A 16,640-nucleotide genomic window follows, 5' to 3' on the forward strand; every position below is an offset into this window, starting at 1 on the left:
CGTAACCGACAGGCTTCGGCCACCGACGGTTAGGCTGTTCATATGACGACCGGGGTCCGACGCAGAATGGGCGTCGAAGAGCGACGCCAGCAACTGATCGGTGTCGCGCTGGAACTGTTCAGCCACCGCTCGCCCGATCACGTCTCCATCGACGAGATCGCGGCGGCCGCCGGCATCTCCCGGCCGCTCGTCTACCACTACTTCCCGGGCAAGCAGTCGCTGTACGAGGCCGCGTTGCGGCGGGCCGCCGACGAGCTGGCCGAGCGCTTCGTCGAGCCGCGCGAAGGGCCGCTCGGCGCCCGCCTGCTACGGGTCATGACGCGCTTCTTCGACTTCGTGGACGAGCACGGCCCCGGCTTCTTCGCGCTGATGCGCGGCGGTCCCGCCGTGGGTTCGTCCACCGCCAACGCCATGATCGACGAGGTACGGCAGGCCGCGTACGAGCAGATCCTCTCCCACCTCTCGATCCAGTCCCCGCCGCCCCGGCTGGAACTGGTCGTGCGCTCCTGGGTCTCGCTCGCCGAGTCGACGGCGCTGCTGTGGCTGGACGGCCGCCGGATCCCGCGCGGTGAGCTGGAGTTGCAGCTCGTGCACGACTTCGCCGCGCTGGCGGCGGTGAGCGCCGCGTACGACGACGAGATGGCGCGCATTCTGCTGCCGGTCCTCGCCGACGAGCCGCCGGGCGGCCCGTTCGGCGATCTGGTGACCCGTCTGACGGGGCTGGCGGCCACGCTGCCGGCGGCTCGGACAGGGGCAGCGGCTCCGGCTTCGCCGCTGCCCGCCGCGCGCACCGCGTAGTGCGGGTCAGCCCGCCGACCCGTACACCACCGTCACTTCCTTGAAGCCGAGGGACGTGAGCAGACCCTGCAGCATGCTGGTGGTGTTCTTCTCGGCCCGCTCCGTCAGTCCGCTGTCCTTCGCGGCGTTCTGGATGTGCTGGGCGGCGAGCTTGTTGACGGCGCGCTCGTCGGCCGGATTGTCGGAGAAGAAGTCACCGAGCCGGTCGAGCAGCCCGCGCTGCTTCGAGACGGCGTACGACCGGTCGGCGTCCAGCGTCGCCTTGCCGAGCTGGGCGTGCGGCAGCCGCAGTGTCGCGGTGGTGCGTTCCTTGTTGACCTTGACGTTCTCGTCGCCGATCCCGCCGAGGTCCACGTACGACCCCACGCTCCCGGCGCCCACGTAGAGCGTGCGGCTCCCCTTGATGGTGTCGGGGAGGAACTTGGCGTCCTTCTCCAGATCCACGACCACCTGGAAGTTTCCGGACGCCGCCTGGTACCGGCTGAGGTCCTGGATGGACTTGAGAAGGGTCGGCCCGGTGCGGTCCTCCGTCTTCTCTCCGAACACGTCGTCGAATCCGGGAACGAGATCGAGCCTGCTGCCGATCCCGAGCAGCACGACAAGCGCCACGAGCCCGGCGGGCAGCTTGATCCACCAGGGCATTCTCGACCCACGAGACCCGCGCGTCCTGCTCTGACTCTGTTCGGGTTCTGGTTTCACGTCGGTGGACGTCATGCCTACCGGATTACCCGTCCGGCGAGGTTCAAGCCCCGCCGGGCCCGCAACAAGTTCGGGCAACTCGCGTGCATGGAAGACCCGTTGACGGGAACGGCGGCCTCCGACCCGCCGACGGCGGGTCGGAGGCAGCGCGGGAGTCTCAGCCGGCCCGGAAGACCGCCACCGTCCGCCCCGGCACCTCGAAGGTGCCCGAACCCGCCTCGTAGGCCGCCTTCTTGACCGTGGCGTCCGCGCCGCCCGCCTGCACCGGATGCAGCCCGTACGTCCGGCCGGCGAGGGGTTCGACCCGCTGCCTCGTCGTGTCCGGGGTGGCGTTGAAGACCACCACCAGCTCCCCGAGGCGCATCGTGATGACGCCCGGCGTCTCATCTGGCCCGGAGAGCGGGAAGGACAGCGCCGACTGGACCGCACCGGTGGAGGAGAGCCGGAAGGCCGCCTCCGTGGTGCGGATCCTCAGCAGGTCCTGGTAAGCGGCCGAGGCGCCGGAGATCTCCGCACAGCCGGGAGCGATGCCGGGCGTCCCCAACAGGGGCTTGGCGTAGGGCCACTTGGCCTCGTTGTCGGCGGCGGGCGGCAGACCGCGCGCGAAGCCGTTGCCGTCCCGGCAGTCCCAGTTGATCGCGTTGAACCAGTCGCCGCTGTCGTACGAATTGCGGTCCAGCGACTTGGAACGCAGCAGGTCCGTCCCCGCCTGCGAGAGCGAGGGGCCTTGGGTGAGCGCCGCCGTCGCCATGGCGAGCACCTGCGCCCTGGCCCGGTCGGCGGCCGGTGTGGTGCGCGGGAGCTTGAAGGCCAGGGCGTCGTAGAGGCTTTCGTTGTCGTGCGCGTCCGAGTAGGCCAGCGCTTCACCGGGCGCTGCGGCGTAACCGGCGGGCGCGCCGTTGTAGTCGACCTCGGAGCCCTTGACGGTGCGGCCCGCGCTGTCGGTGAAGGAGTAGTCGGCGAGATTGCCGCTGAGTCCGACCTTGATCAGGTCCTGGTAGTGCAGCAGCCTGGCCCGCTGCTCGGCCGGAGTGCCGTTCGCCGCCGAGGAGTTGGGGTCGGTGAAGAGTCCGGAGGCGAAGCCCTGGACCCCGGGGTCCTCGTCGAAGGGGCCGCCGCCGCGTACCGCGTCGCGCGCCCGGTCGGAGAAGGTCGCGATCCCGGTGCCGGCCATGTTCTTCTGCGTGGCCTGGACGAAGCGCGCGTCGCCGGCGATCTCGCCGAAGTCCCAACCCTCGCCGTAGAGAATGACCGACTTCCCGTCGACCCCGTCCTTGGCGACGGTCAGCGCGTCCAGCGCCTTGCGCACGGCGAGGATGTTGGCCTTGGGGTGATGCCCCATCAGATCGAAGCGGAAGCCGTCGACCTTGTACTCCTTGGCCCAGGTGACGATCGAGTCCACCACCATCTTGCCCATCATGGTGTTCTCGGGCGCGGTGTTGGCGCAGCAGGTGGACGTCGCCACGGTGCCGTCGTCGAGCAGCCGCTGGTAGTAGCCGGGCACGATCCGGTCGAGTACGGACTTGGGGTCCTGGCCGCTCGCCACGGTGTGGTTGTAGACGACGTCCATCACCGTCCGCAGACCGGTGCCGTTGATGCCCTGCACCATCCGCCGGAACTCCACCGTGCGCCTGGTGCCTTCGGGGTCACTGGCGTACGAACCCTCGGGCACCGTGTAGTGCAGCGGGTCGTAGCCCCAGTTGAAGCCGTCCCTGGCCGCCGCCTTCGTGACGCACGCCTGCTGCTCGTCGGAGTCGGGGGCGTACACGGACAGGTCGCAGGCCGGTTCCTGCTGGTCGGAGGGCTTCTCCGGGATGGTGCCGATGTCGAACGCGGGCAGCAGATGGACGTAACCGGTCCCCGCGCCGGCCAGTTCGGCGAGGTGCTTCATGCCCTTCGACCCGGTGTCGGTGAAGGCGAGATAGCGGCCGGGGTGGTCCGAGGTGCGGTCGGCGATCGAGAAGTCGCGGACGTGCAGCTCCTGGATCTGCGCGTCGCGCATCGGGACGGCCGCCGGTTTGTTCAGGGCCGACCAGCCCTTGGGCGCGAGTTTCGGATCGCCGAGGTCGACAACGAGGCTGCGCGCCGAGTCGGTGGTCAGGGCGGTCGAGTACGGGTCGGTGACCTTGTTGGTCACCATCTCGCCGACGCTCGGCGCCCAGACGTCGACCACGTACCGGTACGGCTTGCCCGCCCAGCTACGGGCGCCCTCAGCGGACCACACACCGCTGCGGTCGTCGCGCCGCATCGGCACGCGCTTCCCGTCGAGTTCCAGCGCCACCCGCCCGGCGGTGGGCGCCCACACCGACAGGGTGGGGCGGCCGTCCCTGAAGACGGGCCCGAGCGAGGCGCGCGTCGCTGCGGTGGCGTACAGATCGTCGAGCACGCCGGGGATCTGTACTCCGGTGGCGTCCAGGAGCGCCCCGTTGGCGGCCCGCTGGGTGGCGATGATCTGGCCGCGCAGCGACTCCTTCACCCTGTCCTGGTCACGCGGGTCGACGGTGAAGGCCGGAAAGTCCTTCAGATGCGGGTACGTGGCCTTCTGTGCTTCGGTCAGGGTCCCGGGGGCGAGCCGCAGCCACTGCCCCTCCTCGGACAGCGCGCCGTTCTCGACGGTGATGCCGCCGTCCGGCGCGTACACGAGCTGCTGGCTGGTGGCCTCGGTCGCCTTCACCTTCCAGACGACGGTGTCGCGGTCGATCCACTGTGCCTCGGCCTTGCCGAGGTCCGGGGTGGGTACGGCGCCGGCGGTCGGCAGCAGATACTTCGGCCGGCCGCCGAGCATCCAGACCTCGTTGCCGTACGTCGCCAGGTCGAGGGACTGGTCCGACGGCAGGTCCTTCTCGTCGCCCTTGTGCAGGATGTAGCTCAGCGACGTGGCGCCCTCGGCGAGCGGCACCTCGTACGTCACCCCGTACGCGTCCTCCTTCACCGGCGGCAGCGGCTTCGCCCAGTCGGTCGGGTCCTTGGCGCCGGTCCAGGTGTGCAGGCCCCAGCCGTCGTACTCGCCGTCGGCGCGCTGGTAGTGCAGGACGGCCTTCGTCCTGTCCTGCGGCGGGTAGGCCCCGTCGGGGGCGCTGTCGCTCTGACCGGTCTGCCCCTGCTCGACCCAGACCTCGCCGGTCTTCGCCAGGTCGACGGTGCGCTCGGGTCCGTCCGCCGTCCCGTCCTTGACGAGGGTGTACGGGACGGCCGACGCGCCATCGGGGACGTCGACCCACGCGAAGGCGCCGTACGCGTCGCGCCCGGTGAACTCGGCCGTCGTGTCGGCGGACTTGAGCTGCCAGCCGTCGTACTTCCCGTCGGTGCGGCGGTAGTGCACGATCGCGTGCTCACGCTCGACGGCCGTGGGCGGCTCGGGCGCGGGCGCCCGGCCCGCGGTCGATGACGCCAGGTCCGATGCGGTACGGCCCCGGCTGTCGACCACAACGGCCTTGTAGCGCAGGGGTGTTCCGGCCGCCACCTTCGTGTCCAGGTACTGGGTGACTCGGTAGGGGGCGTGGTCGGCGCTGCCGAGGGTGCGCCACTCGCCGTTGCCCACCTGGGCGGCGAAGACGACGCGGTTGAGCCGGCCGCCGTCGACGTCCGCGCCGATCTCCACGGTGCCGGTGGCTCCGGCCGCCGGTGCGGTCAGGGTGATCGACGGTTTGGCGGCGGGCGGTGCGAGGGGTTCGGCTGCCCGCAGGACGAGCGACGACAGGGCCGGGACGGTGATCTCGATCTTCGCGTCGGCGCCGCTGCGGACGGTGCCGCCGATCTCCGAACCCCCGTACAGGACACGGAAGCCGGTGCCAACCGATCCGGTCGGCACCTTCACCGTCTTCGGTGTCGCGGCGTTGTTGACGGCGACCACGTACTCGTCCAGCTTCGCCCCGTCGGTGCGGGAGAACGCGTACACGGAGTCCGCCGCGTACCGCTCGGTCTGCACGCCGTCGCGCAGCGCCGGGTGCCGTTTGGTGAGCTTGGACAGTTCGGCGATGGACCGGTAGAGCGGGTGCGTGGGGTCGTACGCGTCGGAGGCGTGCGTCCGGTCGGTGCCGAGCTGGTCGTCGTCCAGATAGTCGGGGGTCGTGGAGGCGAAGAGGCTCTGGCGGGCGTCCTTGTCGCCGCCGGGGCCGGTGAAGCCCTGTTCGTCGCCGTAGTAGATCACCGGGTTGCCGCGCGAGAGGAACATCAGCTCGTTGGCGAGGCGGGCGCGCTTCACCAGCTCGGCGTCACCGGCGGCGGGGTTGTCCTGTTCGAGGAAGGCGCCGATGCGGCCCATGTCGTGGTTGCCGAGGAACGACACCTGCTCGTAGGCGTTCGCCTTGTCGGTGGTGTAGCGGTAGTCCTCGCGGAAGACGTCTACGAGCCGCTCGGCGGACGCGCCCTGCGAGGCGTAGGCGCGCGCCGCGTCCTGGAGGGGGAAGTCCAGGGTGGAGTCGAGCCGCCCGCGCGTCACATACGGCGAGGTGACGGCGGTGTCGGAGGAGAAGACCTCGCCGAACATGAAGAAGTCGTCGCGGCCCCGTTCCGCGGCGTAGGCGTCGAGCGCGGTGGCCCACTCGGTCCAGAAGTCCAGGTCGACGTGTTTGACGGTGTCGATGCGGAAGCCGTCGATGTCGAAGTCGCGGACCCACTTCCGGTAGATCTCCGCCATCCCGTCGACGACCTCGGGCCGTTCGGTCCACAGGTCGTCGAGTCCGGAGAAGTCGCCGTACTCCGAGCTCTCCCCGGCGAAGGTCGAGTCCCCGCGATTGTGATACATCGTCGGGTCGTTGAGCCAGGACGGGACCTTCTTCTCGCCCGCCTTCGGCGCCGGTGTGTACGGGAACGCGTCCGCGTCGACCCGGCCGACGCCCTCGCGGTCGTCGAAGGGGCGGCCGTCCTTGTCGAGGTAGGGATAGGCACCCTTGGGGCGGTAGCCGTACTTCTTCTGCGCGTAGTCGACGGTGTCGGCGGTGTGGTTGGTGATGACGTCGAAGAAGACCTTCATGCCCTTGTCGTGGGCCTTGTCGATCAGCCTCTCCAGCTCGGCGTTGGTACCGAAGTGCGGGTCGACCTGGGTGAAGTCGGTGATCCAGTAGCCGTGGTAGCCGGCCGACACGTCGTCGCCCGTGCCCTGCACCGGCTTGTTCTTGAAGATCGGCGCCATCCAGATGGCGGTGGTGCCCAGGCCCTTGATGTAGTCGAGCCGGTCGGTGATCCCCTTGAGGTCGCCGCCCTGGTAGAAGCCCTTGTCCGCGGGGTCGTGACCGGTCTGTGTACGTGAACCGGTCAGCCCGCCGCGGTCGTTGGACCGGTCGCCGTTGGCGAAGCGGTCGGGCAGCACGAAGTAGAACTGCTCCCGCGTCAGATCGTGGCGGGCCGGTTCACCGGCGAGCCGGGCGTCCGACGGCGGCGCCGGGGCGCGGGCGGCGACGGCCGGCAGCGCGGGCACCAGGGCCGCGCAGAGGGCCGCGGCCACGACGGCGACGGCCGTTCTGCGCGGGAACGCGGGCAGGGGCGGGCGTATCACGCGGGATCTCCTCGGGGTACGTACGGGAGGACCGGCCCGGCGACGGCGGGTGGTGCGGTGGGGTCGGGTGCGCGTCGCGGGGCCGGCCGGGTGGTGCGGGGGGTGGCTGAGGGGGTGGCGCGGGGAGCGGGTCGGTGGGTCAGGGCGGTTCAGGGATGGGTCAGTCGCGCCAGGTGTCGTTCAGCGTCAGCCCGCCGGAGGTGGCGGACGGCACGGTGGCCGTACGGTTGGCTCCGCTCTCCCAGGTCACGTTCCCGCCCGCGTCCTTGCGGAGGTACTTGTAGGCGAAGGCCGTACCGGCGGGCAGCGGCACGGTGAGCTTCCAGACGGGGTAGGCCGCCGGGTCCAGCTTGAGCGCGGTCCCGGTGTTCCAGTTGCCGAGTTCGGCCCGGTCGCCGGTGACGTAGATGTTCTGGCCGAGCTGGGTCGTCGCGTTGACGCCGAACGTCACTCCCGATGTGCCGGGCCCCGGGTTGCCGCCCCCGCCGCAGGTGCGGGCCCCGGCGTGCAGGGCGACGGCGGTGTTGGCGCCGAGGGTCGCCGTGAACTGGCCCGAGCCGTTCACGGTGACACCGTTGCCGCTCTGCACGTCGCAGTAGTCACCGGCCGGGAGAGACGTCTGGAAGGTGCGGCTGAGCGAGGAGCCGGTGTAGTTGATGGCGACGTACGCCTTGGAGCCGCGCCCGAACGCGATCTGGTCGCCGCCGTTGTCCCACCAGTCGGTGACCGCCTGGCCGCGCGCCGTGTTGCGGAAGCCGACCATGGAGGATATCTCGCGCCAGTCGTGCTGGCACTTCCAGCCGTCGGCGTAACAGGCGTTCACGGTACCGCCGTTGGGCGGTCCGGCGTCATGGTCGGTGAACTCGTAGCCGGAGTGCACGTCGGGCGAACCGTACGGGTGGGCCAGCATGAAGACGTTGGCCAGCGTGTAGGCGGCGCCGTTCTTGTAGTTCAGGGTGTCGCCGCCGCGCTCGGTGTCGTGGTTGTCCACGAAGACGGCGGACTTGCCGCTCTGCATGAAGCCCCAGCCCTCGCCGAAGTTCTTCAGATGGGCCAGGTTCTCGTTGAGGAAGACCTGCTTGAGGCTTCGCCCGTAACGGAATTCCTGTACGTCTCCGGTGCCCAGGTACTCGGCCGGCGACACGGCCTCGCCGCCGCCGTGGATGGCCTCCTGCTTCCAGTACACGTTCGGATCGGCCAGCCGTGACTTGATGTTGGCGAGGTCGGCGGCCGGCATGTGCTTGGCCGCGTCGATCCGGAAGCCGTCCACACCCAGCGAGCGCAGATCGTTCAGGTAGGCGGCGATCCGGCCGCGCACGTAGTCCTCGCCGGTGTCGAGGTCGGCCAGCCCGACGAGTTCGCAGTTCTGGACGTTGCCCCGGTCGCCGTAGTTGCTGATCTGCGAGCGGCAGTCGTCCATGTCGGCGCCCGAATAGATGCCGGGGTACTCGTACTTGGCGTACGAGGAGCCTCCGGTGCCGGTGCCCGAGCCGGCCGACATGTGGTTGATGACGGTGTCGGCCACGACCTTCACCCCTGCGGCGTGGCAGGTGTTGACCATGTTCTGGAAGGCGGCGCGGTCGCCGAGCCTGCCCGCGATCTTGTAGCTGACGGGCTGGTAGGAGGTCCACCACTGGCCGCCCTGGATGTGTTCCTGCGGCGGGGAGACCTGGACGTAGCCGAATCCGTCGGGGCCGAGGCTGTCGGTACAGGCCCGGGCGACCGAGTCGAACCGCCACTCGAACAGGACGGCGGTGACGTCCTTCTCGCCGGGAGGCGCCGCCTGGGCGGGGCTTCCGGGTGCGACGAGGGCCGCCGCGCCGGCCACCAGGGCGAGCGCGAGGGCGGGAGCTCTGCGGGCCATGTTTCCTCCTGCGTGGGGGGAGGTGCGGGGATCGGGCAGAGACCTCGCAGGGCAACGCGCCCCACCCTCAAGGCTCCTGAATGTTCTTGCTGCAAGAAAGCAAAAGCTTGCCGCGAGCAGACCGTACGAGGCGCGCCCCGCCCGGTCAACCCTCTGGACAACGCCGGGTAACACCGGGGAAATATCGGCCCGTCGAAGAGCAAGAACTTCCGCAAAAGGTTGCGGTGTGCCGACCCCCGTACGGCACACCGCACCTCTCAGGCGGTCCGGGCGCCCGCCGTCGACCCCCGTACGACCAGCTCCGGCTGGAACGCGTACTCCGTACGCTGCACGGGACTTCCGCCGATCTCCTCCAGCAGGGCGCTCACCGCCGCACCCGCCATCGCCTGCACGGGCTGACGGACCGTCGTGAGGGGCGGGTCGGTGAAGGCGATCAGCTGCGAGTCGTCGAAACCCACCACCGACACGTCGTACGGGACGCGCAGCCCGCGTTCGCGGGCGGCCCGCACCACGCCCAGCGCCATCATGTCGCTGGCGCAGACGATGCCCGTGCAGCCCCGGTCGAGCAGGGCGCCGGCCGCGACCTGGCCGCCCTCCACGCCGAACAGCGTGCAGCACACCCACTCCTCGGCCTCCTCGCGCGCAAGCCCGAGCGTCCGGGTGAGCGCGTCGACGAAGCCCTCACGCTTGCGGGCGGACGGCACGTAGCGCAGCGGTCCCGTCGCCAGGCCGATCCGCCGGTGCCCCAGATCGGCCAGATGCCCCACCGCCATGCGCATGGCCGCCCGGTCGTCCAGGGACACGAACGGCGCGCTGACCCGGTCGTTGCAGCCGTTGATCATGACGAACGGCACGCCGCGGTCGATGAGTTCGGCGTAGCGCGAGGGGTCCGCCGAGGTGTCCGCGTGCAGCCCCGACAGGAAGACGATGCCGCCGACGTCGCGCTCCACGAGTTGCTCGACCAGTTCGTCCTCCGTCGCCCCGCCCGGCAGTTGGGTGCAGAGGACCGGTGTGTAGCCGTGCCCGGCCAGGACCTGTTCGACGGCCTGGGCGAACGCCGGGAAGATCGGGTTGATGAGTTCCGGGGTCACCAGCCCGATCAGCCCGGCGCTGCGCTGCCGCAGCCGTACGGGACGCTCGTACCCGAGGATGTCGAGCGCGGCGAGCACCCGTTGGCGTGTGGTGTCGGCGACGCCCGGCTTGCCGTTGAGCACCCGGCTGACCGTCGCCTCGCTGACCGATGCCTGTCCCGCGATGTCGGAGAGCCGTGGCGTACCGGCTCCCGACTTGGGGAGGGGCAGCGTCACACCGTCCACCACACCGTGGTGTCGGCGGGCACCTCGGCCTCGACGGCGCCGGGACGGGTGCGGTCGAAGGTGACAGTGCCGGGACCGCTGGCCAGCAGCAGGTCCCCGCGCACGGGGATACGGACCGGCGCACCGGTCGTGTTGACCGTGCAGAGGAAGCCGGGGCGGGCGAAGACGAGCACGCCTTCCGGCGAGTCCTGCCAGTCGACCGAGCTTCCGGCGCCGAGCCCGGGGTGCGCGCGCCGTGCGGCGACGGCCGCCCGGTAGAGCTCCAGGCTGGAGCCCTCCACCCCGGTCTGCGCCTCGACGCTCAGCGCGCCCCAGCCGGCCGGCTGGGGCAGCCAGCTGCCGCCTGCGCCGAAGCCGTATGAGCTGCCCTCGCGGGTCCACGGGATCGGCACCCGGCAGCCGTCGCGGAAGCCGTCCTGGCCGGCGGCGCGGAAGTACGAGGGGTCCTGCCTGGCCTCGTCGGGGAGGTCGGTGACGTCGGGCAGCCCCAGCTCCTCGCCCTGGTAGAGGTAGGCGGAGCCGGGGAGGGCGAGCATCAGCATCGTCGCCGCGCGGGCCCGGCGCAGGCCGAGTTCACGGTCGCCGGCCTCCCGGAGCTGGGTGCCGAGGGAGACGGGGTGGGCGAAGCGGGTGGTGTGCCGGGTGACGTCGTGGTTGGAGAGCACCCAGGTGGTGGGGGCGCCGACGGGGCGCATCGCGGCGAGCGAGGTGTCGATGACGTCGCGGAGCGCGGCGGCGTCCCAGAAGGTGCTCAGATACTGGAAGTTGAAAGCCTGGTGCATCTCGTCGTGGCGCACGTAGTTCGCGGTGCGCTCGACGGTGGGTGTCCAGGCCTCGGCGACGGCGATCCGGTCGCCGGGGTACTCGTCGAGGATGGTGCGCCAGCTGCGGTAGATCTCGTGCACGCCGTCCTGGTCGAAGAAGGGCATGGCGTCGTTGCCGAGCAGCTTGACCTGCCCGTCGCTGCCGATGTCGGGCAGCCCCGGGGCCTTGACGAGTCCGTGGGCGACATCGACGCGGAAGCCGTCGACGCCCATGTCGAGCCAGAACCGCAGGATGGAGCGGAACTCGTCGGCGACCGCCGGGTGGTCCCAGTTGAAGTCGGGCTGCTCGGGGGCGAACAGATGCAGATACCACTCGCCGGGGGTGCCGTCGGGGTCGGTGGTCCTGGTCCAGGCGGGGCCGCCGAAGATGGACTCCCAGTCGTTGGGCGGGAGTTCGCCGGTGGGGCCCTTGCCGGGGCGGAAGTGGTAGCGCTCGCGCAGCGCCGACCCGGGGCCGTCCTGGATGGCGCGGCGGAACCAGTCGTACTGGTCGGAGGAGTGGTTGGGCACCACGTCGACGATGATGCGCAGGCCCAGCTCGTGGGCGTCGCGGATCAGCGCGTCCGCGTCGAGGAGGGAGCCGAACATGGGGTCGATGGCGCGGTAGTCGGCGACGTCGTAGCCCGCGTCGGCCTGTGGCGAGGCGTAGAAGGGGCTGAGCCAGACGGCGTCGACACCCAGCGCGCGCAGATACGGCAGCCGGCTCCGTACGCCTTCGAGATCGCCCATGCCGTCACCGTTGGAGTCGGCGAAGCTGCGCGGATAGACCTGGTAGATCACCGCGTCCTGCCACCAGCCGGAGCGGTGGGCCGGGGCGTCGTCGGACGTGCCGGTGGAAGGGGCAGCGAGGTGCTGGGTCATGTCGTCCCTGGGGGGTCTGGGTGGGAGCGGCGCCGGGGTCGTGGCCGGCCTCGGCGCCGCTGTCACTGACGCTGTGGTGCGGATGTACGGTCGGGCTGACGCACCGTCAGCCCTTGACGGCGCCGGCGGAGACACCGGTCACCAGATGGCGCTGCGCGAACAGGAAGACGATCGCCGCGGGTATCGCGATGAGCACGGACGCCGCTGTCATCGGCCCCCACTGGGCGCCGTACTGGTTGACGAACTTCTGCAGTCCGCCCGCGAGGGTGAGGTTCTCGTCGCCGACCATGAAGGCGGAGGCATAGGCCACCTCGCCCCAGGCGGTGACGAAGGAGTAGAACGCGGTCACCGCCAGACCTGGCTTGGCGAGCGGCAGGATCAGCCGCCAGAAGGTGCCGAACGGTGTCAGCCCGTCGACCATGCCGGACTCGTCGATCTCGCGCGGGATGGTGTCGAAGAAACCCTTCATCATCCAGGCGCAGAACGGCACGGCGATCGTGAGGTACGTGATCACCAGTCCGGCCGCCTGGTTGAGCAGTCCCAGGTCCGACATGATGTTGTACAGCGGCACGATGAGGACCGCCATCGGGAACATCTGCGTGACCAGCAGGGTCCACATGAGGCCCCGCTTGCCGGGGAAGCGGAAGCGGCTGACGGCGTAGCCGGTGGTGGCGGCGGTGAAGACACCGAGCACGGTGGTGAATCCGGCGATGAGCAGCGAGTTGCCGAACCAGGTGAGGAACGGCGTGTCGTCCAGCAGCTTGGTGTAGTTCTCGAACGTCGTCTCTTTGAAGAAGTCCGTCGTCGTCGCGTACGCGGCGGGTTTCAGCGACGTCAGCAGGACCCACAGCACGGGGAAGACGGCGATGACGGACGCCACGATCAAAGTGGCGTGCAGGCCGACGGACGCGGCCCTGGAGCGGTCCCCGCGGCGCCGTACCTTCGCCGCCGGGCGGCCCGGGGCGGCGGTGGGCGCGTTCGTCCGCGTACCGGTCACGGCGGTCACCAGGTATCTCCCTGCTTGCGGAGGACTCGTTGGTAGACCACGGCGAAGATCATCAGGAGTACGAGGATCAGTACGCCCCAGGTGGAGGACTGGGCGAAGTCGCGTGGGCTGATCTCGAAGGAGAACTTGTACGCCTGGGTCACCAGGATCTGGGTGGCCTCGCCGGGCCCGCCCCTGGTCAGCAGGAAGATCACCGGGAACATGTTGAACGTCCAGATGGTGCTGAGCAGGATCACGGTCGCGCTGACGGACCTCAGGCCGGGCATGGTGATGTGCCGGAAGCGCTGCCAGGGGCCGGCGCCGTCCATCTCCGCCGCCTCGTACATCTCCCCCGGGATGGACTGGAGTCCGCCGAGCAGGGCCACGAGCATGAACGGCACACCGAGCCAGATGTTCACGGCGATGACCGAGAACTTCGCCCACGTCGGGTCGTTCAGCCACGGCACGGCGTCGATGCCGCCGCCGGCGAGCAGCTTGTTGAGGAAGCCGCGGTCCTCGTTGTAGAGGAAGCGCCAGGCGAAGACCGAGACGAAGCCGGGGACCGCCCACGGCAGGATGAGCATCATCCGGTAGGCGGAGCGGCCCGCGATCCGGCGGTTGAGGATGTTGGCCAGAGTGAGGCCGAGGACGAAGGTGAGACCGACGCAGGAGACGGTCCACACCAGCGTCCAGCCGAGGGTGGAGAGGAACTGACCACCCGTCAGGGCATCGGCGTAGTTGTCGAGACCGACGAACTCGTAGGTCGCGGGCAGGTGGTTGACGCCGATGTTCCGCTCGACGTTGCGCTCGTTCGCGTCGGTCAGCGACAGATAGATGCCGCGGACCAGCGGGTATCCGACGATCACGCCGATCACGGCCACCACGGGGGCGACCATGGCCCAGGCGTACCAGTGCGTCGAGAGCGAACGCCGCAGCCCGCCGGGGGGTTTGCCAGTGCCGCGGCTCCGGCCGCGGGCGACTTCGAAGTCGCCCGCGGCCTTCGCCACCGACTGGCCGGTGTGGACAGCCATCAGCCGGCCTGCCTTCCTTCCTCTCGGCGACGTCTTACTTCCAGCCCTTGAGCAGCTCGCGGTAGGAGTCGCCGGTCGTCCTGACGCCCTTCTCGGGAGTGGTCTGGCCGGTGAGGACCTTCGTGTACTCGGTCACCAGCGGGGCGAACAGGCTGCCGGTCTCCGGGATCCAGGGGCGCTCGATGGCCTTGTCGACGACGGGCTTGAAAAAGCCGACGATCTCGTTCTTCGCGACCTCGGGCCGCGAGTAGACGGAGGTGCGGGTCGGCAGCAGGTTCAGCTCGGTGGTGATCCTCGCCTGGGACTCGGCGGAGGACATGTACTCGATGAACGCGTAGGAGGCGTCGAGGTTCTTGGAGCCCGCGTAGACGGCGAGGTTGTGGCCGCCCTGCGGGGCGCCCTGGCCCGCCGAGCCGGCGGGCACGGGGGCGACGCCCAGGTTGGCCTTGTCCTTGAACTGCGGTCCGGCGTAGGTGTCGGCGATCGCCCACGGGCCGTTGATCATCATGGCCACGTCGCCTTCCTTGAAGGCGGCCTGCATGTTCTCCCAGCCGTCGGTGGCGTCGGTCTTGGCGGCGCCGGAGTCGACGAGGTCCTTCACGACCTCCATGGCCTTGACGCCGGCCGGGCTGTCGACGGTGACGGTCTTGTCCTTGGCGTCGACCAGGTCGCCGCCCTCGCCGTAGAGGAACGACAGGAACCAGTACGCGTCGTCGCCGCGCAGATACATCCCGGTCTTGCCGGTCCTGTCCTTGACGGCCTTGGAGACGGTCTTCAACTCGGCGATCGTCGTGGGGACTTCGACCCCGGCGTCCTTGAAGAGCTTCTTGTTGTAGAAGATGCCGAGGGAGTCGATGACCTGCGGGACGGCGTACGTCTTGTCGTCGTACTTCGTGGAGGCGGCGGCCTGCGGTACGAAGTCCTTCTCGTCCTTCAGCGCGGCCGTGCCGTCCAGCGGCGCCAGGTAGCCGAGATCGGCGAACTCGGGCGTCCAGGCGACCTCGGAGCGGATGACGTCGGGGGCGCCGGAGCCGGACTGCGCGGCGTTCTTGAACTTGTTCTGCGCCTCGCCGAACGGCACGTTGACGTACTTGACGTCGACACCCTTGTGCTTGGCCTCGAAGTCCTCGGCGAGCTTCTTGAAGACCTTGTCCTCACTGCCCACCGTCGAGGTGTCCCACCAGGTGACCGTTCCCTCGAGCTCGCCCGAGCCCGACTTGCCCGAGGACTCCTCGTCGCCGCCGCAGGCGGTCGCCGCGAGCGCCAGGGTCGCGACCAGGGCGGTGGCCGTTATGCCACGTCGCATCCGAAACTCCTTCAACTGCCGTACCGCTCCGTCGCGGCGCCGGGTCGACGTGAAGGTAACAAGGATGAAAGAAGGCCGAAAGAGCTTGCGGAAGATTCCTGCAAGCATCCTTGATCGTTACATTCACGTGTCCGCACAGTTGCCGCGAGGGTTCTTGACGGGGACTCGGGAAGCTGACAAGTACCGTCCGTGTCGGCCGATACCGGCCCGGTGTACGCATTCCGCACTCCGGTGGAGCCACCTCGCAAGGCGTTGCAAGATCTTGCCGACGAGGCCACTGCAAGGGGCTGCAAGCGCTCCAGCCCCGGCCGCCGGGCCGGTGCCCGTGGCTGATTCGGGCTCATGGTGGGCAATCCCGGCAGACGCCCGGTACAGTCCACTCCCATGACCGCACGGCTAGCCGACATCGCAGCCCAGGCGGGGGTCAGCGAAGCGACGGTCAGCCGCGTACTGAACGGTAAGCCGGGTGTTGCCACGGCCACCCGCGAATCCGTACTCGCCGCACTCGACGTCCTCGGCTACGAGCGCCCCGTACGGCTGCGCCGGCGCAGCGCCGGCCTCGTCGGACTGATCACGCCCGAGCTGGAGAACCCGATCTTCCCCGCGCTCGCCCAGGTCATCGGCCAGGCACTGACGCGCCAGGGCTACACGCCCGTTCTCGCCACCCAGACCCCCGGCGGCTCCACCGAGGACGAGCTGACGGAGATGCTGGTCGACCGGGGCGTCTCCGGCATCATCTTCGTCTCCGGCCTGCACGCCGACACCTCGGCGGACATGCAGCGCTACGAGCAACTGCGCGCCCAGGGCGTGCCGTTCGTCCTCGTCGACGGTTTCTCGCCCAAGGTCCGCGCGCCGTTCATCTCGCCGGACGACCGGGCGGCGATGCGGCTGGCGGTGACGCATCTCGTCTCGCTGGGCCACCGCCGGATCGGTCTCGCCGTCGGACCCAAGCGTTTCGTACCGGTCCTGCGCAAGATCGAGGGTTTCCGCGCGACCGTGCGGGAGCAGCTGGGGCTTGACTCCGAGGAGACGGAGGAGCTGATCGAGCACTCCCTGTACACACTGGAGGGAGGCCAGGCGGCGACGACCGCGCTCATCGGGCGCGGCTGCACGGCGGTCGTGTGCGCCAGCGACATGATGGCACTGGGCGCGATCCGCGCCGCCAGACAGCTCGGCAAGGATGTGCCGCGTGAGGTGTCCGTCGTCGGATTCGACGATTCGCCGCTCATAGCTTTCACGGATCCGCCGCTCACCACCATCCGCAAGCCGGTGCCGTCGATGGGCCAGGCCGCGGTCCGTACACTCCTGGAGGAGATCGGTGGTACACCGGCTCCGCACAGTGAGTTCGTCTTCATGCCTGAGCTGGTCGTACGCGGTTCAACCGCCTCCGGTCCGGCGCCCGGCCCCGTGGGGCGATCCCTGAGGGAAACCGGGGCGGGGTAAGGGTCGGGGACTCGTC

General features: G+C 69.7%; 10 protein-coding genes. 2 read left to right on the top strand and 8 right to left on the bottom strand.

The genetic code is table 11. The features are described 5' to 3' along the window. The first annotated feature begins 42 nt into the window (after positions 1-42). The gene (locus IEY79_RS15465; RefSeq protein ID WP_189108033.1) at positions 43-798 is read left to right on the top strand and encodes a TetR/AcrR family transcriptional regulator; all 756 of its coding nucleotides are present in this window, start codon (positions 43-45) and stop codon (positions 796-798) included. Positions 799-804: 6 nt separating this feature from the next. On the opposite strand, the gene IEY79_RS15470 is transcribed toward IEY79_RS15465, so the two are convergent. From IEY79_RS15470 to IEY79_RS15505, 8 genes are all read right to left on the bottom strand, one after another. Continuing rightward, entirely contained in the window at positions 805-1,440 is a 636-nt protein-coding gene (locus tag IEY79_RS15470; protein ID WP_229700882.1) for a DUF4230 domain-containing protein, read from the bottom strand. 214 nt (positions 1,441-1,654) lie between these two features. Then, a complete protein-coding gene (gene pulA / locus IEY79_RS15475; protein ID WP_373292548.1) occupies positions 1,655-6,943 on the bottom strand; it encodes a pullulanase-type alpha-1,6-glucosidase in 5,289 nt (1,762 codons plus the stop codon). 211 nt (positions 6,944-7,154) lie between these two features. Beyond that, the gene (locus IEY79_RS15480) at positions 7,155-8,858 is read right to left on the bottom strand and encodes a carbohydrate-binding module family 20 domain-containing protein (protein ID WP_189108035.1); all 1,704 of its coding nucleotides are present in this window, start codon (positions 8,856-8,858) and stop codon (positions 7,155-7,157) included. 257 nt (positions 8,859-9,115) lie between these two features. After that, on the bottom strand, positions 9,116-10,177 hold the full coding sequence (locus IEY79_RS15485) for a LacI family DNA-binding transcriptional regulator (protein ID WP_189108036.1): 1,062 nt from the start codon (positions 10,175-10,177) through the stop codon (positions 9,116-9,118). Next, the gene (locus IEY79_RS15490; RefSeq protein WP_189108037.1) at positions 10,162-11,859 is read right to left on the bottom strand and encodes a glycoside hydrolase family 13 protein; all 1,698 of its coding nucleotides are present in this window, start codon (positions 11,857-11,859) and stop codon (positions 10,162-10,164) included. The genes IEY79_RS15485 and IEY79_RS15490 overlap by 16 nt, the downstream gene beginning before the upstream one ends. Positions 11,860-11,965: 106 nt before the next feature. Further along, positions 11,966-12,856 (bottom strand): sugar ABC transporter permease, encoded by an 891-nt coding sequence (locus IEY79_RS15495; protein ID WP_189108121.1) that lies wholly within the window; start codon positions 12,854-12,856, stop codon positions 11,966-11,968. Between the two features lie 5 nt (positions 12,857-12,861). Continuing rightward, on the bottom strand, positions 12,862-13,875 hold the full coding sequence (locus IEY79_RS15500; protein ID WP_189108038.1) for a carbohydrate ABC transporter permease: 1,014 nt from the start codon (positions 13,873-13,875) through the stop codon (positions 12,862-12,864). A gap of 34 nt (positions 13,876-13,909) precedes the next feature. Beyond that, complete coding sequence (locus tag IEY79_RS15505; RefSeq protein ID WP_189108039.1) at positions 13,910-15,181, bottom strand: extracellular solute-binding protein; 1,272 nt, start codon at positions 15,179-15,181, stop codon at positions 13,910-13,912. A 384-nt stretch (positions 15,182-15,565) separates the two neighbouring features. Between IEY79_RS15505 and IEY79_RS15510 the strand changes: the two genes are divergently transcribed. After that, on the top strand, positions 15,566-16,624 hold the full coding sequence (locus IEY79_RS15510) for a LacI family DNA-binding transcriptional regulator (protein WP_189108040.1): 1,059 nt from the start codon (positions 15,566-15,568) through the stop codon (positions 16,622-16,624). The last annotated feature ends 16 nt before the right edge of the window (positions 16,625-16,640 follow it).

It is taken from the genome of Streptomyces camponoticapitis (assembly GCF_014646115.1).
Classification (GTDB): Bacteria; Actinomycetota; Actinomycetes; order Streptomycetales; family Streptomycetaceae; genus Streptomyces; species Streptomyces camponoticapitis.